This window comes from Pseudomonas sp. NPDC089752 (assembly GCF_044748725.1).
GTDB lineage: Bacteria > Pseudomonadota > Gammaproteobacteria > Pseudomonadales > Pseudomonadaceae > Aquipseudomonas.
The window spans coordinates 53,939-77,960 of sequence record NZ_JBIVGP010000003.1 but is presented as its reverse complement, the minus strand read 5'-3'; the positions used below and the strand labels follow the sequence as shown (position 1 = coordinate 77,960).

At 63.1% G+C, this 24,022-nt stretch carries 25 protein-coding genes; 15 read left to right on the top strand and 10 right to left on the bottom strand.

From position 1 onward, the window contains the following. The first annotated feature begins 88 nt into the window (after window positions 1-88). The 6 genes from ACIPZF_RS05720 to ACIPZF_RS05695 are packed head-to-tail and all read left to right on the top strand — an operon-like array spanning window position 89 to window position 4,413. A complete protein-coding gene (locus tag ACIPZF_RS05720) occupies window positions 89-1,228 on the top strand; it encodes a homoserine O-acetyltransferase (protein WP_400796293.1) in 1,140 nt (379 codons plus the stop codon). A gap of 7 nt (window positions 1,229-1,235) precedes the next feature. Beyond that, the gene (gene metW, locus ACIPZF_RS05715; protein WP_400796290.1) at window positions 1,236-1,856 is read left to right on the top strand and encodes a methionine biosynthesis protein MetW; all 621 of its coding nucleotides are present in this window, start codon (window positions 1,236-1,238) and stop codon (window positions 1,854-1,856) included. A gap of 21 nt (window positions 1,857-1,877) precedes the next feature. Beyond that, window positions 1,878-2,312, top strand: coding sequence for a DUF4426 domain-containing protein (locus tag ACIPZF_RS05710; RefSeq protein WP_400796288.1), 435 nt, complete (start codon window positions 1,878-1,880; stop codon window positions 2,310-2,312). Continuing rightward, entirely contained in the window at window positions 2,309-2,905 is a 597-nt protein-coding gene (gene rdgB, locus ACIPZF_RS05705; protein ID WP_400796285.1) for an RdgB/HAM1 family non-canonical purine NTP pyrophosphatase, read from the top strand. The genes ACIPZF_RS05710 and rdgB overlap by 4 nt, the downstream gene beginning before the upstream one ends. After that, a complete protein-coding gene (gene hemW / locus ACIPZF_RS05700; RefSeq protein WP_400796282.1) occupies window positions 2,902-4,077 on the top strand; it encodes a radical SAM family heme chaperone HemW in 1,176 nt (391 codons plus the stop codon). The genes rdgB and hemW overlap by 4 nt, the downstream gene beginning before the upstream one ends. A gap of 9 nt (window positions 4,078-4,086) precedes the next feature. Then, window positions 4,087-4,413, top strand: coding sequence for a DUF3392 family protein (locus tag ACIPZF_RS05695; protein WP_023378203.1), 327 nt, complete (start codon window positions 4,087-4,089; stop codon window positions 4,411-4,413). 630 nt (window positions 4,414-5,043) lie between these two features. Here the strand turns inward: ACIPZF_RS05695 and trmB are convergent. From trmB to ACIPZF_RS05675, 4 genes are all read right to left on the bottom strand, one after another. Continuing rightward, window positions 5,044-5,766, bottom strand: coding sequence for a tRNA (guanosine(46)-N7)-methyltransferase TrmB (gene trmB / locus ACIPZF_RS05690; protein WP_400796278.1), 723 nt, complete (start codon window positions 5,764-5,766; stop codon window positions 5,044-5,046). A 9-nt stretch (window positions 5,767-5,775) separates the two neighbouring features. Further along, on the bottom strand, window positions 5,776-6,588 hold the full coding sequence (locus ACIPZF_RS05685) for a thiazole synthase (RefSeq protein WP_400796275.1): 813 nt from the start codon (window positions 6,586-6,588) through the stop codon (window positions 5,776-5,778). 54 nt (window positions 6,589-6,642) lie between these two features. Beyond that, window positions 6,643-6,843 (bottom strand): sulfur carrier protein ThiS, encoded by a 201-nt coding sequence (gene thiS, locus ACIPZF_RS05680; RefSeq protein ID WP_012312305.1) that lies wholly within the window; start codon window positions 6,841-6,843, stop codon window positions 6,643-6,645. 103 nt (window positions 6,844-6,946) lie between these two features. Beyond that, entirely contained in the window at window positions 6,947-7,318 is a 372-nt protein-coding gene (locus ACIPZF_RS05675; protein ID WP_400796272.1) for a DUF423 domain-containing protein, read from the bottom strand. Between the two features lie 64 nt (window positions 7,319-7,382). On the opposite strand from ACIPZF_RS05675, the gene mtgA reads away from it, so the two are divergent. Continuing rightward, the gene (mtgA, locus tag ACIPZF_RS05670; RefSeq protein ID WP_400797110.1) at window positions 7,383-8,093 is read left to right on the top strand and encodes a monofunctional biosynthetic peptidoglycan transglycosylase; all 711 of its coding nucleotides are present in this window, start codon (window positions 7,383-7,385) and stop codon (window positions 8,091-8,093) included. Between the two features lie 117 nt (window positions 8,094-8,210). Here the strand turns inward: mtgA and rpoH are convergent, their stop codons facing one another. The 4 genes from rpoH to ftsY form a co-directional block, all read right to left on the bottom strand. Then, window positions 8,211-9,065 carry an RNA polymerase sigma factor RpoH gene (gene rpoH, locus ACIPZF_RS05665; RefSeq protein ID WP_012312302.1) on the bottom strand — a complete coding sequence of 285 codons (855 nt, stop codon included), beginning with the start codon at window positions 9,063-9,065 and terminating at the stop codon, window positions 8,211-8,213. Window positions 9,066-9,176: 111 nt separating this feature from the next. Continuing rightward, a complete protein-coding gene (gene ftsX / locus ACIPZF_RS05660; protein ID WP_400796269.1) occupies window positions 9,177-10,202 on the bottom strand; it encodes a permease-like cell division protein FtsX in 1,026 nt (341 codons plus the stop codon). Further along, window positions 10,199-10,870: a cell division ATP-binding protein FtsE gene (gene ftsE, locus ACIPZF_RS05655; protein WP_400796266.1), complete on the bottom strand. Its 672-nt coding sequence runs from the start codon at window positions 10,868-10,870 to the stop codon at window positions 10,199-10,201. Before ftsE ends, ftsX begins: the two co-directional genes overlap by 4 nt. Beyond that, a complete protein-coding gene (gene ftsY / locus ACIPZF_RS05650; protein ID WP_400796263.1) occupies window positions 10,867-12,369 on the bottom strand; it encodes a signal recognition particle-docking protein FtsY in 1,503 nt (500 codons plus the stop codon). The genes ftsE and ftsY overlap by 4 nt, the downstream gene beginning before the upstream one ends. 231 nt (window positions 12,370-12,600) lie before the next feature. On the opposite strand from ftsY, the gene ACIPZF_RS05645 reads away from it, so the two are divergent. The 5 genes from ACIPZF_RS05645 to ACIPZF_RS05625 all read left to right on the top strand — a co-directional run bounded on the left by ACIPZF_RS05645 (window position 12,601) and on the right by ACIPZF_RS05625 (window position 19,799). After that, entirely contained in the window at window positions 12,601-13,956 is a 1,356-nt protein-coding gene (locus ACIPZF_RS05645; RefSeq protein WP_400796261.1) for a M16 family metallopeptidase, read from the top strand. Continuing rightward, on the top strand, window positions 13,949-15,433 hold the full coding sequence (locus tag ACIPZF_RS05640) for a M16 family metallopeptidase (RefSeq protein ID WP_400796258.1): 1,485 nt from the start codon (window positions 13,949-13,951) through the stop codon (window positions 15,431-15,433). The genes ACIPZF_RS05645 and ACIPZF_RS05640 overlap by 8 nt, the downstream gene beginning before the upstream one ends. Next, a complete protein-coding gene (gene rsmD / locus ACIPZF_RS05635; protein ID WP_400796255.1) occupies window positions 15,433-16,017 on the top strand; it encodes a 16S rRNA (guanine(966)-N(2))-methyltransferase RsmD in 585 nt (194 codons plus the stop codon). The genes ACIPZF_RS05640 and rsmD overlap by 1 nt, the downstream gene beginning before the upstream one ends. A 98-nt stretch (window positions 16,018-16,115) precedes the next feature. Further along, window positions 16,116-18,746 carry a M16 family metallopeptidase gene (locus ACIPZF_RS05630; protein WP_400796252.1) on the top strand — a complete coding sequence of 877 codons (2,631 nt, stop codon included), beginning with the start codon at window positions 16,116-16,118 and terminating at the stop codon, window positions 18,744-18,746. A gap of 60 nt (window positions 18,747-18,806) precedes the next feature. Continuing rightward, on the top strand, window positions 18,807-19,799 hold the full coding sequence (locus ACIPZF_RS05625) for a hydrolase (RefSeq protein WP_400796250.1): 993 nt from the start codon (window positions 18,807-18,809) through the stop codon (window positions 19,797-19,799). A gap of 9 nt (window positions 19,800-19,808) precedes the next feature. Here the strand turns inward: ACIPZF_RS05625 and ACIPZF_RS05620 are convergent, their stop codons facing one another. Both ACIPZF_RS05620 and ACIPZF_RS05615 read right to left on the bottom strand, forming a co-directional pair. Next, the gene (locus tag ACIPZF_RS05620; RefSeq protein WP_400796247.1) at window positions 19,809-20,663 is read right to left on the bottom strand and encodes a sulfurtransferase; all 855 of its coding nucleotides are present in this window, start codon (window positions 20,661-20,663) and stop codon (window positions 19,809-19,811) included. Between the two features lie 35 nt (window positions 20,664-20,698). Further along, a complete protein-coding gene (locus tag ACIPZF_RS05615; RefSeq protein WP_400797108.1) occupies window positions 20,699-21,364 on the bottom strand; it encodes a TetR/AcrR family transcriptional regulator in 666 nt (221 codons plus the stop codon). A gap of 153 nt (window positions 21,365-21,517) precedes the next feature. Between ACIPZF_RS05615 and ACIPZF_RS05610 the strand changes: the two genes are divergently transcribed. From ACIPZF_RS05610 to ACIPZF_RS05600, 3 genes are all read left to right on the top strand, one after another. Continuing rightward, a complete protein-coding gene (locus ACIPZF_RS05610; protein ID WP_400796245.1) occupies window positions 21,518-22,948 on the top strand; it encodes a coniferyl aldehyde dehydrogenase in 1,431 nt (476 codons plus the stop codon). Between the two features lie 175 nt (window positions 22,949-23,123). Then, a complete protein-coding gene (gene coaD, locus ACIPZF_RS05605; protein ID WP_119146559.1) occupies window positions 23,124-23,603 on the top strand; it encodes a pantetheine-phosphate adenylyltransferase in 480 nt (159 codons plus the stop codon). Between the two features lie 107 nt (window positions 23,604-23,710). Further along, window positions 23,711-23,962 carry a YfhL family 4Fe-4S dicluster ferredoxin gene (locus tag ACIPZF_RS05600; RefSeq protein ID WP_016489663.1) on the top strand — a complete coding sequence of 84 codons (252 nt, stop codon included), beginning with the start codon at window positions 23,711-23,713 and terminating at the stop codon, window positions 23,960-23,962. The last annotated feature ends 60 nt before the right edge of the window (window positions 23,963-24,022 follow it).

Here is a 24,022-nt window from a genome sequence, read left to right as displayed (position 1 = left end):
CCCCGCATGCGCCTGGCGGCAAGCCTTTGCTTGCCGCTGGGGGTAGCGCTCTTTAGACTTACGCCTCCGTCAAGCGTGAGCAGGGTCGATGTCCACTGTCCTTCCCGAAGATTCCGTCGGTCTGGTTACACCGCAAACCGCCCAATTCGATGAACCGCTGGCCCTGGCCTGCGGCCGCTCGCTGGCCAGCTACGAGCTGGTCTACGAGACCTATGGCACCCTGAACGCCAGCGCGAGCAATGCCGTGCTGATCTGCCATGCCCTGTCTGGCCATCACCATGCTGCCGGCTACCATGCCACCACCGACCGCAAGCCCGGCTGGTGGGACAGCTGCATCGGCCCAGGCAAGCCGATCGATACCAACCGCTTCTTCGTGGTCAGCCTGAACAACCTCGGCGGCTGCAACGGCAGCACTGGCCCCAGCAGCGTCAACCCGGCCACCGGCAAGCCCTATGGCGCCGATTTCCCGGTTTTGACCGTGGTTGACTGGGTGCACAGCCAGGCACGCCTGGCTGATCGGCTGGGCATCGGCCAGTGGGCCGCCATCGTCGGCGGCAGCCTCGGCGGCATGCAGGCGCTGCAATGGACCATGACCTACCCGGACCGCGTGCGCCATTGCGTCGACATCGCCTCGGCCCCCAAGCTCTCGGCGCAGAACATCGCCTTCAACGAAGTGGCGCGCCAGGCGATCCTCACCGACCCCGAGTTCCACGGCGGCTCGTTCCAGGACCAGGGCGTCATCCCCAAGCGCGGCCTGATGCTGGCGCGCATGGTCGGGCATATCACCTACCTGTCCGACGACTCGATGGGCGAGAAATTCGGCCGCGAGCTCAAGAGCGACAAGCTCAACTACGACTTCCACAGCGTCGAATTCCAGGTCGAGAGCTACCTGCGCTACCAGGGCGAGGAGTTCTCCGGCCGCTTCGACGCCAACACCTACCTGCTGATGACCAAGGCGCTGGACTACTTCGACCCGGCCGCGGCCAATGGCGGCGACCTGGCTGCGACCCTGGCCGACGTCACGGCGGACTACTGCATCATGTCGTTCACCACCGACTGGCGCTTCTCGCCGGCCCGCTCGCGCGAAATCGTCGATGCCCTGATGGCCGCACGCAAGAACGTCTGTTACCTGGAGATCGACTCGCCCTATGGGCACGATGCCTTCCTGATCCCCACGCCTCGCTACATGCAGGCTTTCGCGAACTACATGAACCGCATCGCCATCTGAGGACAGCATGAGAGCCGATCTGGAAATCATCCACGACTGGATTCCCGCCGGCAGCCGGGTCCTCGACCTGGGCTGCGGCAGCGGCGAGCTGCTGGCTTCGCTGCGTGATCGCAAGCAAGTCACCGGCTACGGCCTGGAGATCGACGCCGACAACATCGCCGCCTGTGTGGCCAAAGGCGTCAATGTCATCGAGCAAGACCTCGACAAAGGCCTGGGCAACTTCGCCAGCAACAGCTTCGATGTGGTGATCATGACCCAGGCCCTGCAGGCCGTGGAGTACCCCGACCGCATCCTCGACGAGATGCTGCGGGTGGGCCGCCAGTGCATCATCACCTTCCCCAATTTCGGCCACTGGCGCTGCCGTTGGTACCTGGCGACCAAAGGCCGCATGCCGGTTTCGGACTTCATGCCGTATACCTGGTACAACACGCCGAACATTCACTTCTGCACCTTTGCCGACTTCGAGGAGCTGTGCCACGAACGCCGCGCCAAGGTGCTCGACCGCCTGGCCGTCGACCACTTGCACCGCAATGGGTGGGGCGGCCGGCTTTGGCCTAATCTTCTAGGTGAAATCGGCATTTATCGCGTCAGCAGCCCAGGCCTTGCGGAGCACCAACTGGCGGTCTGACGCCCAGCAGAGGATCGCACCATGCGTCGCCTAGCCCTGTTCCTGTTCAGCCTGTGCCTGGCCCTGCCGGTACTGGCTGCCGATGCCGCCAAGCCCGAGCGCAAGGAGGTTTTCGGCGACGTGACGGTGCACTACAGCGCCTTCACCTCGAGCCTGTTGCAACCGAACATCGCTGCCGCGACTGGGCTGACCCGCAGCAAGAACCAGGGGGTGCTCAACGTTGCCGTGCTCAAGGCCGGCAAACCGGCCATGGCGGTGGTCAGCGGCACGGTGCAGGACCTCACCGGGCGCAGCAACCCGCTGTCGTTCAAGCAGATTACCGACCAAGGGGCGGTGTACTACATCGCCCAATTCAAGATCGAACAGGCCGAGACACTGACCTTCGACCTGAATGTCGAAACCGGCGGGGTCAGCCATAAACTCAGCTTCAACCAGGAAGTGTTCCCAGGCGAATGATGAATCTTCAGCAACTCGTATTGGCCAGCCACAACGCCGGCAAACTCAAGGAACTCCAGGCCATGCTCGGCGAGTCCGTGCAACTGCGCTCGATCGGTGAGTTCAGCCAGGTAGAGCCAGAAGAAACCGGCCTGTCGTTCGTCGAGAACGCCATCCTCAAGGCGCGCAACGCCGCGCGTATTTCCGGCCTGCCGGCGCTGGCCGACGATTCTGGCCTGGCGGTGGACTTCCTCGGCGGCGCGCCGGGCATCTACTCGGCGCGTTATGCCGACGGCAAGGGCGATGCGGCGAACAACGCCAAGCTGCTCGAAGCGTTGAAGGACGTACCGGAAGACCAGCGCGGCGCGCAGTTCGTCTGCGTTCTTGCACTGGTGCGCCATGCCGACGATCCGCTGCCGATCCTCTGTGAAGGCCTGTGGCACGGGCGCATCCTGTTCGCGGCCAGTGGCGAGCATGGTTTCGGCTACGACCCACTGTTCTGGGTGCCTGAGCGCAGCTGCTCCAGTGCCGACCTCGCCCCTGTGGATAAGAACCAGCTCAGCCACCGCGCCCGCGCCATGGCCTTGCTGCGTCAACGTCTGGGCCTGGCATGATCGCCACGTTGTCCGAAACCAGCGCGGTGAAGCTCACCAGCCTGCCGCCGCTGGCGCTGTATATCCACATTCCGTGGTGCGTGCGCAAGTGCCCTTATTGTGACTTCAACTCCCACGCTGCCGGTCCTGAGCTGCCGGAAGAAGCCTACGTCGATGCCCTGCTGACCGACCTCGACCAGGAGCTGGCCGCGGTGCAGGGCCGGCCTATTTCGTCGATCTTCTTCGGCGGAGGCACCCCCAGCCTGTTCAGCGCCAATGCGCTCGGCAGGCTACTTCGTGGTGTGGAGCAGCGCATTGCGTTTGCCCCGGATATCGAGATCACCCTCGAAGCCAACCCCGGAACGTTCGAGCAGGACAAGTTCAAGGCTTATCGGCAAACGGGCATCAATCGCCTGTCGATCGGTGTGCAGAGCTTCCAGCCGGCAAAGCTCGAAGCACTGGGCCGCATCCACAACGGTGACGAGGCGATTCGCGCCGCCGGCATGGCGCGTGCGGCCGGCTTCGACAACTTCAACATGGACCTGATGCACGGCCTGCCCGACCAATCGCTTGACGACGCGCTGGCCGACCTGCGCCAGGCCATCGACCTGGGGCCGACACACCTGTCCTGGTACCAGCTGACCGTGGAGCCGAACACGGTGTTCTGGAACCAGCCGCCGGAGCTGCCTGAAGACGACATCCTCTGGGACATCCAGGAGGCCGGCCAGGCGCTGATGGCCGCGAACGGCTTCAGGCAATACGAAGTGTCGGCCTATGCCCAGACTGACCGCGCCGCCAGGCACAACCTCAACTACTGGCGCTTTGGTGATTTCATCGGCATCGGTGCCGGCGCCCACGGCAAGCTGACCTTTGCCGATGGCCGCATTCTGCGCACCTGGAAAACCCGGCTGCCCAAGGACTACCTGAACCTGGCCAAGCCGTTCAAGGCGGGCGAGAAGCTGCTGCCGGTCGAAGAGCTGCCGTTCGAATTCCTGATGAATGCGTTGCGCCTTACCGATGGCGTGGAAGCCGAGCTGTTCAGCCAACGTACCGGCCTGCCACTGACGCAACTGGCCGAGGCAAGGCGCGCTGCCGAACAAAAAGGCCTTTTGCAGGTCGAACCGGATCGACTGGTGGCTACGCCACGCGGCCAATTGTTCCTCAATGACCTGCTGCAGTATTTCTTGACCTAAGGATGACCCATGGATCTGGTACTCGATCTGCTGGCGACGGTTTCCCGCTGGAGCCGTAGCAACCTGTCTGAGATTTCCCTGGCCCTGGTAGGTTGCCTGCTAGTGTTGTTTGGCACCGATATCAAGGGTTGGGTCGAGCAACGTCTTGGTGGCTTGGCGGGTGCGCTGCGGGTGCCGTTCATGGCCCTGCTGGTGATGATCGGCAGTGGTGCGGCGCTGATCTATGCCACGCCATGGGTGGTGAAGGGGCTGGGGCAGTTCAACAACTATGCGTTGGCGCCGGTGTTGTTGGTGGTGCTGGTGTTGATTGGCGTGGTGGCCGATCGGCGGGGATGAGATTGCTAAAAGCTGCCCCGGAAAACCAGGGCAGCTTTACCACTCGGCTATCCCTTAGAGGGAGTCGTCGAAGTGATCACGCATGAAGTCTCTCGCGGACTTGAGTACAAACAAGATCCGGATGAGCTTCCAGACGCGGCTCAGCGCATCAAGCAAACGCTTCATATGCCTTGGCCTCCGTGTTGGCGGGCCAATCTTCCAGCATCTAACCGGTACTTCGATGCCTTCGAAAAATCGTGTGAATCTTTCAGTGAAGTGGCCGGGCTAATGGCCCTTCGAATACAGCCACCGGCACGGTTCTCAAGCCATGTCGAAGGGGCCGGAAAGCAGAATTTTTCACCTACCCACCCCCATCACTGCACAGTTCCACACGTGAGCGGCGCAATGATACTGTGATCGCCGCGTTGAGACTGTTAACAGCGCTGACACACGTAATGCCACATGTTTCGGAACGTTGACGCTTCACCTGATGGTGCTTATGATCTTTTTACGTGTGGATCTTTCAGTGAAAGTCCGAAGCGAAAGGTTCTCAGCCTTATCGCCTCAACAAAAAAACCGCCTTTCTCAAGGCGGTTTTTTTTGCCTGCACAACTTGCAGGCCTCACTACTGCGATGGGCTCAGACAGCCAATCAATCCACCTTCTCGAACTTCAAATCCCACACCCCATGCCCCAACCGCTCGCCGCGGCGTTCGAACTTGGTGATCGGGCGTTCTTCCGGGCGCGGCACATAGGTACCGTCTTCAGCACGGTTGCGATACCCCGGCGCAGCACTCATCACTTCCAGCATGTACTCGGCATACGGCTCCCAGTCGGTCGCCATGTGGAACACGCCACCTGGTTTCAGCTTGCGCCGTACCAGCTCGGCAAACTCCAACTGCACGATGCGGCGCTTGTGGTGACGCGCCTTGTGCCATGGGTCAGGGAAGAACAGCATCAAGCGGTCGAGGCTGTTGTCGGCTACGCAGCGGTTGAGCACTTCAATGGCGTCGCAGTCGTACACCCGCAGGTTCTTCAGGCCCTGGGTCAGCACGCCGTTGAGCAGCGCACCGACACCCGGACGGTGCACTTCGACACCGATGAAATCCTGCTCAGGGGCGGCAGCGGCCATTTCCAGCAGGGAATGGCCCATGCCGAAGCCGATCTCCAGGGTGCGCGGCGCCGAGCGGCCGAACACCTGGTCGTAGTCCACCGGGCTGTCGGCCAGCGGCAGGATGTACAGCGGGCCACCCTGGTCCAAGCCACGCTGCTGGCCTTCGGTCATGCGCCCGGCGCGCATCACGAAACTCTTGATGCGGCGGTGTGGGCGGGCTTCGCCGTCGGTGGTGCTCGGCGTATCGTGCGATTCAGTCATCAGGGGCTCTTACTTGATCAGACCATCCAGCGGCGAAGAGGCGCTGGCATACAGTTTCTTCGGCATGCGCCCGGCGAGGTAGGCCATGCGCCCGGCGAGAATTGCGTGTTTCATGGCTTCGGCCATCAGCACAGGCTGCTGGGCGTGGGCGATGGCCGAGTTCATCAGCACGGCTTCACAGCCCATTTCCATGGCGATGGTGGCGTCGGAAGCGGTACCCACGCCGGCATCGACCAGCACCGGCACCTTGGATTCTTCCAGGATGATCTGCAGGTTGTACGGGTTGCAGATACCCAGGCCGGTGCCGATCAGGCCAGCCAGCGGCATGACCGCGATACAGCCGGCTTCGGCCAGCTGACGGGCGATGATCGGATCGTCGCTGGTGTAGACCATTACGTCGAAACCGTCCTTGACCAGCACTTCAGCGGCCTTGAGGGTTTCGATCACGTTCGGGAACAGGGTCTTCTGGTCGGCGAGGACTTCCAGCTTGACCAGCGTTCTTTCTTCGTGGGACTTGCGACCGTCGAGCAGTTCGCGCGCCAGGCGGCAGGTGCGCACCGCTTCCACCGCGTCAAAGCAGCCGGCGGTGTTCGGCAGGATGGTGTACTTGTCTGGCGACAGCACGTCGAGCAGGTTCGGCTCGCCCGCATTCTGGCCAAGGTTGGTGCGGCGCACGGCGACGGTGACGATCTCGGCACCCGAGGCCTCTGTGGCCAGGCGGGTTTCCTCCATGTCACGGTACTTGCCAGTGCCGACCAGCAGGCGCGACTGGAAGGTACGCCCGGCCAGGATAAAGGGCTTGTCGCTACGAACGTTGCTCATCAAAGTTCCTCGGGAAAAGGTTGCAAGGCTTGCAGGTGAATCGCCGGGCCGAAATCAGCCGCCACCGATGGCGTGAACCACTTCGACCTGGTCGCCGTCGTTCAGCTGAGTGCTGTCGTGCTGGCTGCGCGGCACGATATCCAGGTTGAGTTCCACCGCCACCCGGCGCCCGGTCAGTTCCAGGCGGGTCAGCAGGGCCGCGACGCTTTCGCCAGCGGGCAATTCGTAAGGCTCACCGTTCAGTTGAATGCGCATGCGCACGGCCACCATTGTGCTTTTCGGGCCCGCATTCTAGCGCTGATCAACGCTTTAACCCAAGGCCGGTGCACGCCATTAGTCGCGATAGTGGACCGCTTGGTCAGCCCAGGCGCCAGGCTGCCAGGCCCAGGCACAGCCACCCGGTAAGGAAACACAGGCCGCCGATGGGGGTGATGATGCCGAGCTTGCCCAACCCGCTCAGGGTCAGCAGGTACAGGCTACCGGAGAACAAAACGATGCCCAGGGCGAACAGACCGCCGGCCCAGCCCACCAGGCGCCCTGGCAGGTGAGCGGCGAGCAGCGCCACGCCGAAAATCGCCAGGGCATGCACCAGCTGATAGGTCACGCCGGTATGAAAGATCGCCAGGTAATCGGCGCTGAGGCGGTTTTTCAGCCCGTGGGCGGCGAAGGCGCCGAGGGCGACACCGGTGAAGCCGAAAAACGCGGCGAGCATCAGGAAGCTGCGAAGCATGGGACGACTCCTTGTATCGGGTCTGTATAATGGCCCGTTCCAACGGTCCGGCCAAGCCATCGCCATGCTGTCATCCCTTATCCGTCGCCTCGCCCGCGCCCTGCTCTGGTTCGCTGCCGGCAGCATCGTCGTGGTGCTGGTGTTCCGCTGGGTGCCGCCGCCCGGCACGGCGTTGATGGCCGAGCGCAAGGTGCAGTCGTGGTTCAGTGGCGAGCCGATCGACCTGCAGCGCGACTGGGAGCCATGGGAGAACATCTCCGACGAGCTCAAGGTCGCGGTCATCGCTGGCGAGGACCAGAAGTTCGCCAACCATTGGGGCTTCGACATCCCGGCCATCCAGGCGGCGCTGGCGTATAACGAGCGCGGTGGCAACATTCGGGGCGCCAGCACCCTCACCCAGCAAGTCGCCAAGAACCTGTTCCTGTGGTCGGGGCGCAGCTGGTTGCGCAAGGGGTTGGAGGCGTGGTTCACCGCGCTGATCGAGCTGTTCTGGTCGAAGGAGCGGATCCTCGAGGTCTATCTGAACAGCGCCGAGTGGGGCAAAGGCGTGTTTGGCGCCCAGGCTGCGGCGCGCTATCACTTCGGCATCGACGCCAGCCGCCTGAACCGCCAGCAGGCCGCTCAGTTGGCGGCAGTGCTGCCCAGCCCGATCAAATGGAGTGCCAGCCGGCCGAGTGCCTATGTGGCCAGCCGCGCGGGGTGGATTCGCCGGCAGATGAGCCAGCTGGGTGGGCCGAGCTACCTGATGCAGCTGGATGCTTCGCGTCGGCCTTGATGGCCTCTTCGCGGAGCAAGCCGGGACGCCCCGCGAAGAGGGCCGGAAAGCCAGCACAAACAAAAAAGCCGCTCACCCATTCAGGGCAAGCGGCTTTTTCAATGCATCCAAACTCGATCAGGCTGCAATCAACGCCTTGACCTTGTTCATCGCATTCTTCTCCAACTGACGAATACGCTCGGCCGAGACGCTGTATTTGTCCGCCAGCTCATGCAGTGTCGCTTTTTCCTCGGCCAACCAGCGCTGGTAAAGGATGTCGCGGCTGCGCTCGTCCAGGCCCTGCAGGGCTTCATGCAGGTTGCTGGTGGAGTTGTCGCTCCAGTCGGCGTCCTCAAGTTGCACGGCAGGGTCGTAGCGATGGTCTTCCAGGTAATGCGCAGGCGACTGGAAGGCGCTGTCATCGTCCGCTTCGGCAGCCGGGTCGAACGCCATGTCCTGCCCGCTCAGGCGGCTTTCCATCTCGCGCACTTCACGCGGCTCGACACCCAGGCTTTCCGCCACGCGGTGTACTTCGTCGTTGTTCAACCAGGCCAGACGCTTCTTCTGGCTGCGCAGGTTGAAGAACAGCTTGCGCTGGGCCTTGGTGGTGGCCACTTTGACGATGCGCCAGTTGCGCAGGATGAATTCGTGGATTTCAGCCTTGATCCAGTGCACGGCGAACGAAACCAGGCGCACACCCATTTCCGGGTTGAAGCGCTTGACTGCCTTCATCAGGCCGACGTTGCCTTCCTGGATCAGGTCGGCCTGGGCCAGGCCGTAGCCTGCATAACTGCGGGCGATATGCACAACGAAACGCAGGTGGGCCATCACCATTTGCCGAGCGGCCTCAAGATCCTGCTCATAATAGAGACGCTCGGCCAGATCACGCTCCTGCTCGACAGTCAGCAGCGGAATGCTGTTGACCGTGTGCACGTAGGCTTCCAGGTTCGCACCGGGTACCAGGGCATAGGCAGGTTGCAACGATGTGGTCATTCAAGAACCTCCGACTTACCAGACTCGTGCCTTGTGGGCACTGCCAACATTGACCTGGAACCAAGGTACAAGTTCCGAAAATGAAAAATTGTCAATGCTGGCACAGAAAAACTATCGAGGCGCCAGCTCGTTCAAGTGGCGAGCGACCGCGATCCATGCACCGATATACCCCAACAGTACCGCCCCGATCAAGAGGGACAGACCATCGGAAGCTGGCACCCCGCCCAGGGCGAAGTCACTGCCATACAGCCCGGACAGCCCTACCACGGCCTCGTTCAGCCAGTTCAGACCGAAGGCCAGGATACCCCATGCCAGCAACCCCGCGCCCAGGCCGTACAAGGCCCCCATGTACAGGAAGGGCCGGCGTACATAGCTGTCTGTGCCGCCTACCAGCTTGATCACTTCGATCTCGACACGGCGGTTTTCAATATGTAGACGAATTGTGTTACCGATTACTAACAGCAAGGCAGAAATCAGCATGACCGCCAGGCCAAAGACGAAACGATCGCCGAGCTTGAGGATCGCCGCCAGGCGCTCCACCCACACCAGATCGAGCTGGGCATTCTCTACTCGAGGCAATTCGGCCAGGCGCTGACGCAATGCTTCCAGGGCTGGCTTGTCGACTTCGGTGGGTGTCACCACCACCACGCCAGGCAGCGGATTATCGGGCAGCTCACGCAGGGCCTCACCCAGGCCGGACTGTTGCTGGAACTCCTCGAGCGCCTGGCCCGGGCTGATGTAAAGGGCATCGGCGACGCCGGGCATGCCTTTGATCTCTTCGCGCAGCGCCTCGCCTTCCTTGCTGCCGGCATCGAGCTTCAAATACAGCGAAATCTGCGCAGCACGCTGCCAGGAGCCGCCTAGCACCTCGACATTCTTCAGCAGCAGCGACAGGCCCATGGGCATGCTCAGGGCCACGGCCATCACCAGGCAGGTGAAGAAGCTGCCAATCGGCTGCTTGCCCAAGCGGCGCAGGCTGTCTGCCAGGCTGGCACGGTGGCTCTCCAGCCAGGCATTGAACAGCGTGCGGAAATCCGGGCCGTCGTCGTCATGCCCGCCGGGTTTTTTCTTCAGGTCCGCGTCAGGGGCTTTGGGCGCAACGCGCTCGGAAACCTTGCGTGTAGGTGTAGTGCTCATTGCCCGGCCTCCCCATCACCGATCAATCGGCCACGCTGCAGCGTCAGCATGCGATGGCGCATGCGCGCAATCAGTGCCAAGTCGTGGCTGGCGATCAGTACTGTGGTGCCCAGGCGGTTGATGTCTTCGAACACACCCATGATTTCCGCGGCCAGACGCGGGTCGAGGTTACCGGTCGGTTCGTCGGCCAGCAGCAAGGCGGGCTGGTGGACGATGGCGCGGGCAATGCCGACCCGCTGTTGCTGGCCGGTGGACAGGTCGGCCGGGAACAGCTCGCCTTTGTCGGCCAGCGACACACGCTCCAGCGCCGAATCCACACGTTTGCCGATCTCGGCCTTGGACAGGCCGAGAATTTGCAGCGGCAGGGCAATATTGTTGAAAACGGTACGATCGAACAGCAATTGGTGGTTCTGGAACACCACACCGATCTGCCGACGCAGGAACGGGATCTGCGCGGTGCTAATCTGCCCGAGGTCCTGCCCCGCCAGCATCAATTTGCCGCTGGTCGGGCGCTCCATGGCCAGCAGCAGGCGCAGCAAGGTGCTCTTGCCTGCGCCGGAATGGCCGGTGACGAACAGGAATTCGCCCCGGCGCGCCCGGAAACTCAGCTCATGCAAGCCGACATGGCCGTTGGGGTAGCGCTTGGCAACCTGTTCGAATCGGATCATGGGTGCTCTCGCTCGGCAAACAGCGCTTTGACGAAGGGCTCGGCTTCAAAGGTGCGCAGGTCGTCGATACCTTCGCCGACACCAATGAAGCGGATCGGGATGTTGAACTGCTTGGCCAGGGCGAAGATCACCCCGCCCTTGGCGGTGCCGTCCAGCTTGGTCAGGGCCAGGCCGGTCAACTCGACGCTCTGGTTGAAGTACTTGGCCTGGCTGATGGCGTTCTGACCGGTACCGGCATCGAGCACCAGCAGCACCTCGTGCGGCGCCTCGACGTCGAGCTTGCCCATGACCCGGCGAACCTTTTTCAGCTCTTCCATCAGGTTGTCTTTGGTGTGCAGGCGACCAGCGGTATCGGCGATCAGCACATCGGCGCCGCGGGCCTTGGCAGCCTGCACGGCATCGAAGATCACCGAGGCGGAGTCGGCACCGGTGTGCTGGGCGATCACCGGGATCTGGTTACGCTCGCCCCACACCTGCAGCTGCTCGACGGCGGCGGCGCGGAAGGTGTCGCCAGCGGCCAGCATGACCTTCTTGCCCTCGAGCTGCAGCTTCTTGGCCAGCTTGCCGATGGTGGTGGTCTTGCCGGCGCCGTTCACGCCGACCACGAGGATCACGTAAGGCTTGTTCTGCGACTCGATTTTCAGCGGACGCTCGACCGGGCGCAGCAGCGCGGCCAGTTCTTCCTGCAGCGACTTGTACAGGGCATCGGCGTCGGCCAGCTGTTTGCGGGCGACCTTCTGGGTCAGGTTCTGGACGATGGTCGAGGTCGCTTCCACGCCGACGTCGGCGGTCAGCAGGCGGGTTTCGATCTCGTCGAGCAGGTCGTCGTCGATGACCTTCTTGCCCATGAACAGGCTGGCCATACCTTCGCCGATGCTGGCGCTGGTCTTCGACAGGCCCTGCTTGAGGCGGGCGAAGAAGCCGGGTTTGGCTTGTTCAGTGACGGCGGGCGCGGCAGCGGCAGCGGCAGGGGCTGGCTCAGGCGCGACAGGCGCTGGCACCGCGACTGGGGCTTCGACCACCGGGGGGATCGGTTCTGGGGCCGGGCGCTCTGGAATCGCTGGTGGGGCTTTTGGCTCCAGATCCGGGACCAGGGCGACAGGCTCTTCGGCAACGGGCAGCACCAGGTTGCTGACCGGCGGCTCGACGACCGGGGCAGGGCTATCGACCTGTGCGGCGGCCGGCTCCGCATTCGCGAGCAAGCTCGCTCCCACAGGGACCGGGGCGGGCTCAAGAAGTGGGTCGGGCTCAGGCACGTGGTCAACGGGCCGAGCGGCCTCAGCAGCAGGTGCAGCAGCTTCGGCGACCACCGGTTCGACCGGAGCAGCCTCAGGCTGCTCGACGGCGGGCGGCGGCGCTACCGGCTCTGCAGCCTGCGCATCGGGGGCTTGTGGCTGTTCGGCGACAGGTTGCTGCGGCTTCTTGCGAAACCAGCTGAACAGGCCTTTTTTCTCGCCAGCCTCGGCCGGCGCTTTTTTGTCGTCGTTGGAACCAAACATGGAAGACGGCTATCTCAGGGTAGCGATGGGCCAGCAGCGGCACATCGGGAATTCTCTAAACGCAGAACAGACTATTTTGAATCCGGCTGGTTCATGCGCAATGTTTTGTCATGTAGACCTGCAGGCCAGAACGGCGACAGGCATGGTCGCCAGGCAACCGGATCAGTATCCTAGCACCTCCTGGCCCGCCGACGCTAAACCCAGCGGGCCGCAGAACAGGTTGAACACCTTATGAATGCTCTAGCCCGCCGCGCCGCTGGCCTGTTGCTTGGCACGCTGTGCCTGCCGCTCGCGGCCTTTGCCGCCGATGTGCAACCCACCCACGAATTCATCCTCGACAACGGCTTGAAGGTGGTCGTACGCGAGGACCACCGTGCGCCGGTGGTGGTTTCGCAGATCTGGTACAAGGTCGGCTCCAGCTACGAGACCCCGGGCCAGACCGGGCTTTCCCACGCTCTGGAGCACATGATGTTCAAGGGCAGCGCCAAACTCGGCCCTGGCGAAGCCTCGCGCATCCTGCGCGATCTGGGCGCGGAAGAGAACGCCTTCACCAGCGACGACTACACCGCCTATTATCAGGAGCTGGCCCGCGACCGCCTGCCGGTGGCTCTGGAGCTTGAAGCCGACCGCCTGGCCAGCCTGCGCCTGCCGGCCGACGAGTTCAGCCGCGAAATCGAAGTGATCAAGGAAGAGCGCCGCCTGCGCACCGACGATCAGCCCGGCCCCAAGGCCTTGGAACTGTTCCGCGCCATGGCCTACCCGGCCAGCGGCTACCACACGCCGACCATCGGCTGGATGGCCGACCTCGAACGCATGAAGGTCGAAGAGCTGCGCCACTGGTACGAGTCCTGGTATGCACCGAACAACGCCACCTTGGTGGTGGTCGGCGATGTCACCGCCGATGAGGTCAAAGGCCTGGCGCAGAAGTACTTCGGCCCCATCCCCAAACGCGCCGTACCGCCGGCCAAGCTGCCACTGGAACTGGCCGAACCTGGCCTGCGCAAGCTGACCTTGCACGTGCGCACCCAGCTGCCCAGCCTGATCTACGGTTTCAACGTACCTGGCCTTGCCACCGCCAAGGACCCACGCACCGTGCACGCCCTGCGGCTGATTTCGGCCCTGCTCGACGGCGGCTACAGCGCTCGTCTGCCAGCGCGCCTGGAACGTGGCCAGGAGCTGGTGGCCGGCGCCTCGTCCAGCTACAACGCCTTCACCCGCGGTGACAGCCTGTTCATGGTCTCGGCCACGCCGAACGTGCAGAAGCAGAAAACCCTCGCCGAGGTCGAGAAAGGCGTCTGGCAACTGCTCGACGAACTCAAGACCACCCCACCCAGCGCCGAAGAACTCGAGCGTGTACGCGCCCAAGTGATCGCCGGGCTGGTCTACGATCGCGACTCCATCAGCAGCCAGGCCACCACCATCGGCCAGCTGGAAACGGTTGGCCTGTCCTGGAAGCTGATCGACAGCGAACTGGACGAGCTCAAGCGCGTGACCCCCGACGACATCCAGAACGCCGCGCGCACCTATTTCACCCGCGAACGCCTGAGCGTTGCCCATGTACTGCCTGAGGAGTCCGCTCATGAGTGATCGCAGCGCACCCCGCTACACCCTGATCGGCGCAGGCCTCATCGCGCTGGTGGTGGCCGTGGCCGCCGTCCTCGCCCGCCCAGCCCATTCCGAAGCCGATGGCACTGCGGCCCGGCCGGCCAACACCTTGCAATCGCTGGCCGACCTGGATACCAAGGCGCCGAGCCGACGCCAGCTGAACATCCAGAACTGGACCACCGCCGAAGGCGCGCGCGTATTGTTCGTCGAAGCCCGCGAGCTGCCGATGTTCGACCTGCGCGTGACGTTCGCCGCCGGCAGCAGCCAGGACGGCAATACCCCCGGCCTGGCCACTCTGACCAACGCCATGCTCAACGAGGGCGTGGCCGGCAAGGACGTCACGGCCATCGCAGAAGGCTTCGAGGGCCTCGGCGCGGACTTCGGCAATGGCTCCTACCGTGACATGGCCGTGGCCTCGTTGCGCAGCCTGAGCGCGAAGGACAAGCGCGATCCGGCGCTCAAGCTGTTCGCTGAAGTGGCCGGCCAGCCGACCTTCCCGGAGGATGCACTGAAACGCATCAAGAACCAGCTGCTGGCCGGTTTCGAATACGAGAAGCAGAACCCCGGCAAAATCGCCGGCAAGGCCCTGTTCGCCAAACTCTACGGCGATCACCCCTATGGCCAGCCCAGTGATGGCAGTGCCGACAGCATCCCGGGAATCACCGCGGACCAGCTGCGCACCTTCCACGCCAAGGCCTATGCGGCCGGCAATGCGGTGATCGCACTGGTTGGCGACCTCAGTCGCGCAGAGGCCGAGGCCGTCGCCGCTCAAGTCTCCGCCGCCCTGCCCAAAGGCGCGGCGCTGGCGAAGCCAAGCCAACCGGTCGAGCCGAAAGCGGGCGTCACGCACATCGATTTCCCGTCCAAGCAGACCCACCTGATGCTGGCCGAGCTGGGTATCGACCGCCAGGACCCGGACTGGCCAGCCCTGTCGCTGGGTAACCAGATCCTCGGTGGGGGCGCCTTTGGCACCCGCCTGATGAGTGAAGTCCGGGAAAAACGCGGCCTGACCTACGGCGTATACTCGGTATTCAGCCCGATGCAGGTACGTGGCCCGTTCATGATCAACCTGCAGACCCGTGCCGAACTCAGCGAGGGCACGCTCAAACTGGTTCAGAGCATTCTTGCCGACTACCTCAAGACTGGCCCCACTCAGCAAGAGCTGGACGATGCCAAACGCGAACTGGCTGGCAGCTTCCCGTTGTCCAACGCCAGCAATGCGAGCATCGTCGGCCAGCTGGGCGCCATCGGCTTCTACAACCTGCCATTGACCTGGCTGGAAGACTTCATGCAGCAGTCCCAGGCGCTGAGCGTCGAACAGGTCAAGGCCGCGATGAACAAGCACTTGGCAGCGGACAAACTGGTCATCGTCACTGTCGGCCCGAGCGTGCCGCAGAAACCGCTGCCAGCACCCACTGACAAACCCGCCGAGCAGCCGCTTGGCGTACCGGAGCATTAATGACTAGATCCCAGCAGGGCCAGAGCAAGGGCCAGGGACACCTGCGCATCATCGCCGGCGAGTGGCGCAGCCGCCGCTTGGCGGTGCCCGAAGGCGATGGCCTGCGGCCGACCACCGACCGTGTGCGGGAAACCCTGTTCAACTGGCTGGCACCCTACATCGAAGGCGCCCGGGTCCTGGACGCCTTCACCGGCAGCGGCGCCCTGGTGCTCGAAGCGCTGTCCCGGGGTGCCGAGGATGCAGTGGCACTGGACAGCAATGCCGCAGCGATCAGCAACCTGAAGAACAACCTGGAAATCCTGCGTTGCCCGCGCGGGCAGATCCTCCAGACCGACGCTTTACGCTACCTGCAGGGCCCGGCCAAGCAGCAATTCGACGTCGTGTTCCTCGACCCGCCGTTCCACCAGGACCTGCTGGCCGATACCTGCAACCTGCTTGAGCAAAACCATTGGCTGCGCGACCAGGCCTGGATCTACACCGAAAGCGAAGCGGCGCCATCCACCTTGCAGCTACCGCAAAACTGGCGCCTGCACCGCGAGAAGAAGACCGGCCAGGTCCACTACGCGCTCTGGCAGCGGGGCTGACCAACCCCTCACACTCGCTTGCAGACATAAATAGCGCAGGCGATGCCTCCCTTTGATCGAAGCTGCTCCGATACCTGCCAAACGGAGCGCTTTCGATCATGCCCACTACCCCTTCTGCAGCCCTGCAACGGCTCACCCTCGGCAACGGCCTGACCGTCTACCTGCGCGAAGACCATCGGGCTTCGCTGGTTAGCGCACAACTTTGGTATCACGTCGGGTCCAGCCAGGAGCCGACCGGTCAGTCCGGCCTCTGCCATCTGGTCGAGCACCTGATGTTCGAGGGCAGCCGCAAACTCGCCCCTGGCGACTATTCGAAGGTCATGACGCAACTGGGGGGCAACCCGAATGCATTTACCATGGCAGACGCAACGTGCTTCCCGGTAACCCTGCCCGCCAGCCGCCTGGAGGTGGTACTGGAGATCATGGCCGACGCCATGGTAACCGCTACGTTCGCCGAGCAACCTTTTGCCAGGGAGCTGGAGGTGGTCAAGGCCGAGCGCCGCTTGCACGTCGACAATTCGCCCATGGGCCTTGCCCTGGAGCGTGCAGAGATTCTGGCCAACAGCCACAGCCCCTATGCAACGCCCACTATCGGCCACCTGTCAGACCTGCAGCATCTGAACATCGCCAATGTGCGCAGTTGGTATGACGACTGGTATCAGCCAAACAACGCCTCGCTGGTGATCGTTGGGGCAATCGACATGGCAACCCTGCGCCCATTGGTCGAGCGCCATTTCGCATCGATACCCGCTGCCAGCCTGCCCGAACGCTGGGCGCCTGCCACCGACCAGCGCTGCAGGCATCGCAGCCAGACCATCGCCTTGCCGGGCCTGCCGCCAGGGGCGATCCTGGCCTTCAATACACCAAGCTTGGCCACTGCTGGTGACCTGCCCCTCGCCTACGCGCTACGCCTGATACCCGAGTTGCTGGCCAATGGCAGCAGCTCCCGTTTGTACCTGCGCGAAGTCCGAGGTAAGGAGCGATTGCTGGCCGTGAAGGCCGACTATGGCTATTTGCAGCGGGGCCACAGCCTGCTGACGCTCGTACTCCACTCCCACCCCACCAATGCCACGGCGGAATCGGCAACGCACGCTGTCTTGCAGCAGATAGACCAACTACGCCACAACGCACCCACCGAGGCCGAACTCAAGCGCGCCAAAACCCGTTTGCTGGCGCAGCGGGTTTACGCGCGTGACAATATTGCCAAACAGGCCGATACCATCGGCTTGTATGTGGTGAGCGGCCTTGACCCCGCGATGATCGACGACGAGGACCAATGGATCGAAAGCATCACCGCCGAAGATATTCGCAGAGCGGCAGATCGATACCTGACGCACGAGCGGCTGACGATCACTTATCTGCACGAGGCTAAAACACCCTCTGTACCCCGTGAGCGTGTCGTCGAAAACACCGTGCAACCCTTGCTGTCGCTGCAGCATCTCGACCTGCTACAAATCGACCTCAAGGCCCCAAAGGTACACAGCTGGGAGACCGACGAAGGTGCCCAGACAAGAATCGTCGCCGCGCATGAGTTGCCAATGGTCGACCTTGTACTGAGCTTTGCCGCGGGTAGCCGGCTCGATGGCGACAAGCCTGGGCTTGCCGCGCTGACGCTGTTCATGCTCGACGAAGGCACGAGCAGCCTGGACGCTGCGCAGTTTGCCGAACACATAGAGCAGTTAGGCGCGGTGTACAGGAAGAGCATCACCCACGACAGGGCCACCATCACCTTGCGCTGCCTGACCGGCGAAGTGCTTGAACAGGCGATCGACCTGATCATCGACATGGTCGCGCAGCCTGCACTGAAACCCGTCGAACTCGCCGCCCTCAAGGTGCAGGTTCTGGAAACCAACAAGCAACTGCAGGCATCACCCAGGCAACGCGCCAGAGGCGCGGCCTTGGACCAGGCCCTGGGCGGACACCCCTACGGCTCACCCACGCGCGGCACCGATGAAAGTATCGCGGCAATCGATGCGGATGACATCAGGCTTTTCCATCAACAAGCGTACTCGGCCAACAACCTTGAGATTTCTCTGGTTGGCGACCTCTCGCCAAAAGCGGCCCAGGCGATTTCCCAGCGTATCTGCAAAGCGCTGCCGCAAGGCTGGCTTGCCATCGAACCGCCACCGCTGCCGGCCTTCAAGCGCGCTGACCTGTCCGTGAAGCACGCCGGCAACAGCCATACCCTGATGATGCTGCTGCCCATGGGGGCAAAACCGACCGATGACGACTACCTGTCCATGGTCCTGGCCAACGATGTGCTGGGGAGCGGTGGCGATGACTCACGCCTGTACAAGGAAATGCGACTCAAGCATGGCCTGACCTACGCGATTCGTTCAGCGTTCACCAGCGTAGGCTCATTTCTCTACATCGAATGGGATGTGGCTTCCAAATATGCAGAGGTTTCTCGACAGCTGGTGCGCAACGTACTTGGAGACCTTGTGGACCAGGGCCCGACCCAAGCTGAGCTCGATCTGGTCAAGCAAGCGTTGCTAGGTGATGTGCAGCGCAGCATGGCCACCAATCATGCATTGTCACGGCTTATCGCCACACAGGCTGAACAGGGGTTACCCGCGGACAACCTTTCCAGTTATGGCGCTCGCGTTCTGGCAGTTACACCTGAAATGGCGCACGTGGCCCTCAAACTGCGCCTGGCCCCCTTGCATGCAGTGACCGTCAGCGTGGGCCCCGAGGCCGAGCAGCACGCGCTGCCGGCAATCGACCAATAGCGCAGATACAGCGGTGGTGTTTCATGGCACTCTAGGCAGGCACATCACGAGTCGCCCAGCATGCCCAGCCCCACCGCTCCCTTCCGCCCGGCTACCGGGTTATCCAACCCCCACCTGCAGACCCTGTGGGGCCCGCTGTGGCGCAAGCTGCCGGCGCTCGAGCGCAATCGCGAGCGCCTGTGGTTGGCCGATGGCGATTTTCTCGACCTCGACTGGCATGGCCCACACCAGCCGGATGCGCCCCTGGTGCTGGTATTGCACGGCCTGACCGGCTCGTCCCATTCGCCCTATGTCAAAGGCCTGCAGCAGGCACTGCAGGCGCGTGGCTGGGCCAGCGTCGCCGTGAATTGGCGTGGCTGCTCGGGTGAACCGAACCTGCTGGCGCGCAGCTACCACTCCGGCGCCAGCGAAGACCTGGCTGAAGTGGTCGCGCACCTGCGCGCTCAGCGACCTTCGGCGCCGCTGTACGCCGTAGGTTACTCATTGGGTGGCAATGTGCTGCTCAAATACCTGGGTGAAAGTGGCAGCGCCAGCCAACTGCAGGCTGCGGTGGCGGTATCGGTGCCGTTTCGTCTGGACCAGTGCGCCGACCGCATCGGGCAGGGCTTCTCGAAGGTCTACCAGGCGCATTTCATGCGCGAGATGATGGCCTACGTAGCGGTTAAACAACGCCACTTCCGCGCCCAGGGTCACCACGAAGGGCTTGCCGCGCTGGACCGCCTTGGGCCGTTGCGCAAGTTGCGTACGTTCTGGGATTTCGACGGCAAGGTAACGGCTCCGCTGAACGGCTTCAATGATGCGCATGATTACTATCGCCGAGCCTCCAGTCGCTATTACCTCGGACAGAACCGCACACCGACGTTGATCATCCATTCCACCGATGACCCGTTCGTGTCGGGACACAGCCTGCCCACCGCCAGCGAACTGGCGCCGCTGACTCACTTCGAACTGCATGAGCGCGGCGGCCACGTGGGATTTGTCGAGGGCAGCCTGCGAAATCCGGGGTACTACTTGGAGCGGCGGATTCCGCAGTGGCTGATGGAGGATGCCTGAATCGTCGGTTCAGTCACCGGTGGCGACTTGATGCCGTGAATCGTTGATCCACTCGCTCCACGACCCGGCATACAGCCTCCCCAGCGGATACCCCGCCAACGCCAGGGCGAACAGGTTATGGCAAGCCGTTACCCCCGATCCGCAATAGGCGACCAACTGCTCTGGCGCCCGCCCCGCGAGCTTCTCGGCAAAGCGCTGTTCGAGCTGTTCGGCCGGCAGGAAACGCCCATCGGCGCCGAGGTTGTCGGTGAATGCGGCGCACTGAGCGCCTGGAATATGCCCGGCCACCGGGTCGATTGGCTCCACCTCGCCACGGAATCGCGGCAGGGCGCGCGCATCGATCAACGTCATCTCTGGCTTGCTCAACTGCTTGGCCAGGTGTTCGCCATCGATCAGCAGCCTGGCGTCTGGCTCACCTTGGAATGAGCCTTCACGTCGAGCCGGCGCATCCAGGCTCAACGGCAGGTGCGCAGCGTGCCAGGCCTTGAGACCGCCATCGAGAATGGCCACACCGCTACGCTTGCCCAGCCAGGCCAACAACCACCACGCACGCGCGGCGAATGCGCCAGGGCCGTCGTCGTACAGCACTACCTCACTGTCGTTGTCCAGCCCCCAATCGCGCAGGCGGTCCACCAGTTTGCGCGGATCGGGTAGCGGATGACGCCCGGTCTTGCCCTTGCTGACCGGCCCGCTCAGGTCGCGCTCAAGGTCGGCGAAATGCGCCCCGGCAATATGCCCCTCGGCATAGCTGCGTTGGCCGTAATCCACATCCTCCAGAGCAAAACGACAATCGAGGATCACCAACTTGGGCGAGTCCAGACGCTCGGCCAGCTGCTGCGGGGTGATCAATTGCGCAAGGGGCATGACAATCTCCTGATCGATGGCACGAAGGCCCTGGGCTACTGCTCCAGAGCCTGGTTGAACGGAACATGGAATTCCTGGCACAGGGCGTCTACGGCAGTGCGGGCGTTGGCGGTGACGAAGCCGAGTTCCAGCACCAGTACCTGATAGACGCCGCGCATGAAGGCTTCTTCACCCAGATGAGCGCAATGCTCGCGCGTGGTACTGAGAAACCGTACCCACGAGGTCAGGACGATCCAGGCATTGATGGTCAACGATTCTATCTGGGCAGGTGCCATGGCCAGAATTCCAGCCTCGACGAAGCCGCGATAGATCGCCTGGCCCTGGCGCAGGCAGCGTTCGGAAAAGCGCCGGTAACGGGCGGCTAGCTCCGCGTCGCTGTCAAGCAGGTGCTCCAGGTCGCGGTGCAGGAAGCGGTAGTTCCACATCGCGGCGAGCAGTGCCTTGAGGTAGAACCGCTTGTCTTCGACCGTGGGCACGCGCCCTTGCGGCGGGCGCAGGAAGCTGTCCACCAGTTCTTCGTACTGGCTGAACAACACGGCGATGATCGCCTGCTTGTTGGGGAAGTGGTAATACAGGTTGCCGGGTGAAATTTCCATGTGCGCGGCGATGTGGTTGGTGCTCACGCTGCGCTCGCCCTGCTGGTTGAACAGTTCCAGGCTGTTCTGCACGATGCGCTCTCGGGTCTTGATGCGCGGGGCCATGCTCAGCTCCCAGTCAGCAGGCTTAGGGTAATGGCTCATCTTACGGTGTAACACCGCCTCTATGCACGGCTCGCGGGTGCGAAAAAAAGTCGTACCATGGTGCCGATTGGAGTATAGGCTCCAGCGCATCCCAGCCCACCACGGAGCATCGCCGTGAACTCGCCGATTGCCATGCCTGCTGTGCATTCCGACACCGACCTGGCGGCCACGTTCGCCCTCCAGCGCAAGGCTTTTGCGGCACACTCCATGCCGCCTGCGGCGCAACGCAGGCAATGGCTGAAAAGCCTGCGCGAGGCGCTGCTGTCCGATCAGCAAAAGCTGATCGAGGCGATCGATGCAGATTTTAACGGCCGCAGCCCCGATGAAACCCTGTTGGCGGAACTGCTGCCTTCGGTACAAGGCATTCGCCATGCCGAACGACACCTGCAGCGCTGGATGCGTCCAGCCAGGCGAGCCGTCGGCCTCGCCTTCCAACCGGCCAGCGCGCGCGTGGTCTATCAGCCGCTGGGCGTGGTGGGCATCATCGTGCCGTGGAACTACCCGCTGTTTCTCGCCATCGGCCCGTTGACCTGTGCATTGGCTGCAGGCAACCGGGTCATGCTCAAGCTCAGCGAGGCCACACCTGCCACCGGTGAAGCGCTCAAAGCCATGCTTGCGCGGGTGTTTCCGGACGATCTGGTCAGCGTGGTGCTGGGCGAAGTGGAGGTCGGCCAGGCCTTCGCCAGGTTACCGTTCGACCACCTGCTGTTTACCGGGGCCACCAGCGTCGGTCGCCAAGTCATGCTGGCGGCGGCGCAAAACCTGACCCCGGTCACCCTGGAGCTGGGCGGCAAATCGCCTGCCATCGTCTCTGCCAGTGTGCCGCTGGCCACTGCCGCCGAGCGTATCGCCTTCGGCAAGACCCTCAACGCCGGCCAGACCTGTGTCGCCCCCGACTACGTGCTGGTGCCCCGGGAACGCCTGAACGCCTTCAGCGACGCCTATCGCAACGCCGTCCGCCGCCTGTACCCGCGCATCGCCGACAATCCGGATTACAGCGCCATCATCAACCCGAGGCAACTGCAACGCCTGCAGCGGTTGCTGGACGACGCTCGAGACAAAGGCGCGCAGCTCATCGACCTATACCCGGATGAACCGCGCCAGGGCCGGCGCCTGCCGCCGCACCTGCTGCTGGAAGTGAACGACGACATGCAAGTGATGCAGGACGAAATTTTCGGCCCGTTGCTACCCGTGGTGCCCTACGACAGCCTCGACGACGCCCTCGCCTACATCAACCAGCGCCCACGCCCCTTGGCCCTGTATTACTTCGGCTACGAGCGTGCCGAGCAAGAACATGTGCTGCACCACAGCCACTCAGGTGGCGTCTGTCTCAACGACACCTTGCTGCAGGTGGCCCAGGACAACCTGCCATTCGGCGGCATCGGCCCATCGGGCATGGGCCACTACCACGGCCACGACGGCTTCCTGACGTTCAGCAAGGCCAAGGCGGTGTTGGCCAAGCAGCGCCTGAATGCCGCACGGCTGATCTACCCGCCGTATGGCAAGGCGCTGCAGCGCCTGGTCTACAAGCTGTTCATTCGCTGAAGCGGAGTATCGCCGTGCGCTGCTCCACGACGCCCTGCTCGCTCGGATGGTACACAGTGCATGACAACAAATGCCCGTGCTGTCTATAGTGCCATCAGCCCGCCGCATGACTTGGCCGAGCGCCAGTGCTGCGCTAACATCCGACTCCCCAACGCACTCCAGCCAGGATGACGCGATGAACCGAGTGTTGTACCCGGGTACTTTCGACCCCATTACCAAAGGCCACGGCGATTTGGTAGAGCGCGCCTCGCGGCTGTTCGACCACGTGATCATCGCGGTGGCCGCCAGCCCGAAGAAAAACCCCCTGTTCCCGCTGGAGCAACGGGTGGCGCTGGCCCGTGAGGTCACCAAGCACCTGCCCAATGTCGAAGTCATCGGCTTCTCCTCGCTGCTGGCGCACTTCGCCAAGGAACAGGGCGCCAACGTGTTCCTGCGTGGCCTGCGCGCGGTGTCCGACTTCGAATACGAATTCCAGCTGGCGAACATGAACCGGCAACTGGCGCCCGACGTCGAGAGCCTGTTTCTCACCCCTTCGGAGCGTTATTCGTTCATTTCTTCGACGCTGGTGCGGGAAATCGCAGCCCTGGGCGGCGACATCACCAAGTTCGTCCACCCAGTGGTGGCCGAGGCACTGACCGAACGTTTCAAGAAGTAAGCCAGCGCGCTGATTGTCGCGCCCGCGTGCACTGCGGGCGCGAATGCGGCACAATTGTGCCCATTGCGTTGAACATGCCCGGGCCCTGAGCCCCGGCCGGAGCCCCCATGTCCCTGATCATCACCGACGATTGCATCAACTGCGACGTCTGCGAACCCGAGTGCCCGAACGAGGCCATCTCCCAAGGCGAAGAGATCTACGTGATCGACCCGAACCTGTGCACCCAGTGCGTCGGCCATTACGACGAACCGCAGTGCCAGCAGGTCTGCCCGGTCGACTGCATCCCGCTGGATGAAGCGCACCCGGAAACTGAAGAACAGCTGATGGCCAAGTACCGCCGGATCACCGGCAAGGACTGAGGCAGGCGCCGCCCTCTTCGCGGGCGGTCCGACGTTTCGGCAAGCCCGCTCCCACAGCAT

Coding starts and splice junctions, on each gene's coding strand:
- ACIPZF_RS05645 (WP_400796261.1), top strand. CDS start 12,601: ATGAATGCTCTAGCCCGCCGCGCCGCTGGCCTGTTGCTTGGCACGCTG.
- mtgA (WP_400797110.1), top strand. CDS start 7,383: ATGCTGTCATCCCTTATCCGTCGCCTCGCCCGCGCCCTGCTCTGGTTC.
- rpoH (WP_012312302.1), bottom strand. CDS start 9,065: ATGACCACATCGTTGCAACCTGCCTATGCCCTGGTACCCGGTGCGAAC.
- ACIPZF_RS05625 (WP_400796250.1), top strand. CDS start 18,807: ATGCCCAGCCCCACCGCTCCCTTCCGCCCGGCTACCGGGTTATCCAAC.
- ACIPZF_RS05620 (WP_400796247.1), bottom strand. CDS start 20,663: ATGCCCCTTGCGCAATTGATCACCCCGCAGCAGCTGGCCGAGCGTCTG.
- ftsY (WP_400796263.1), bottom strand. CDS start 12,369: ATGTTTGGTTCCAACGACGACAAAAAAGCGCCGGCCGAGGCTGGCGAG.
- ACIPZF_RS05695 (WP_023378203.1), top strand. CDS start 4,087: ATGGATCTGGTACTCGATCTGCTGGCGACGGTTTCCCGCTGGAGCCGT.
- ACIPZF_RS05710 (WP_400796288.1), top strand. CDS start 1,878: ATGCGTCGCCTAGCCCTGTTCCTGTTCAGCCTGTGCCTGGCCCTGCCG.
- ftsE (WP_400796266.1), bottom strand. CDS start 10,870: ATGATCCGATTCGAACAGGTTGCCAAGCGCTACCCCAACGGCCATGTC.
- coaD (WP_119146559.1), top strand. CDS start 23,124: ATGAACCGAGTGTTGTACCCGGGTACTTTCGACCCCATTACCAAAGGC.
- ACIPZF_RS05685 (WP_400796275.1), bottom strand. CDS start 6,588: ATGAGCAACGTTCGTAGCGACAAGCCCTTTATCCTGGCCGGGCGTACC.
- trmB (WP_400796278.1), bottom strand. CDS start 5,766: ATGACTGAATCGCACGATACGCCGAGCACCACCGACGGCGAAGCCCGC.
- thiS (WP_012312305.1), bottom strand. CDS start 6,843: ATGCGCATTCAACTGAACGGTGAGCCTTACGAATTGCCCGCTGGCGAA.
- ACIPZF_RS05720 (WP_400796293.1), top strand. CDS start 89: ATGTCCACTGTCCTTCCCGAAGATTCCGTCGGTCTGGTTACACCGCAA.
- rsmD (WP_400796255.1), top strand. CDS start 15,433: ATGACTAGATCCCAGCAGGGCCAGAGCAAGGGCCAGGGACACCTGCGC.
- ACIPZF_RS05640 (WP_400796258.1), top strand. CDS start 13,949: ATGAGTGATCGCAGCGCACCCCGCTACACCCTGATCGGCGCAGGCCTC.
- ACIPZF_RS05615 (WP_400797108.1), bottom strand. CDS start 21,364: ATGGCCCCGCGCATCAAGACCCGAGAGCGCATCGTGCAGAACAGCCTG.
- rdgB (WP_400796285.1), top strand. CDS start 2,309: ATGATGAATCTTCAGCAACTCGTATTGGCCAGCCACAACGCCGGCAAA.
- ACIPZF_RS05675 (WP_400796272.1), bottom strand. CDS start 7,318: ATGCTTCGCAGCTTCCTGATGCTCGCCGCGTTTTTCGGCTTCACCGGT.
- metW (WP_400796290.1), top strand. CDS start 1,236: ATGAGAGCCGATCTGGAAATCATCCACGACTGGATTCCCGCCGGCAGC.
- ftsX (WP_400796269.1), bottom strand. CDS start 10,202: ATGAGCACTACACCTACACGCAAGGTTTCCGAGCGCGTTGCGCCCAAA.
- ACIPZF_RS05630 (WP_400796252.1), top strand. CDS start 16,116: ATGCCCACTACCCCTTCTGCAGCCCTGCAACGGCTCACCCTCGGCAAC.
- hemW (WP_400796282.1), top strand. CDS start 2,902: ATGATCGCCACGTTGTCCGAAACCAGCGCGGTGAAGCTCACCAGCCTG.
- ACIPZF_RS05600 (WP_016489663.1), top strand. CDS start 23,711: ATGTCCCTGATCATCACCGACGATTGCATCAACTGCGACGTCTGCGAA.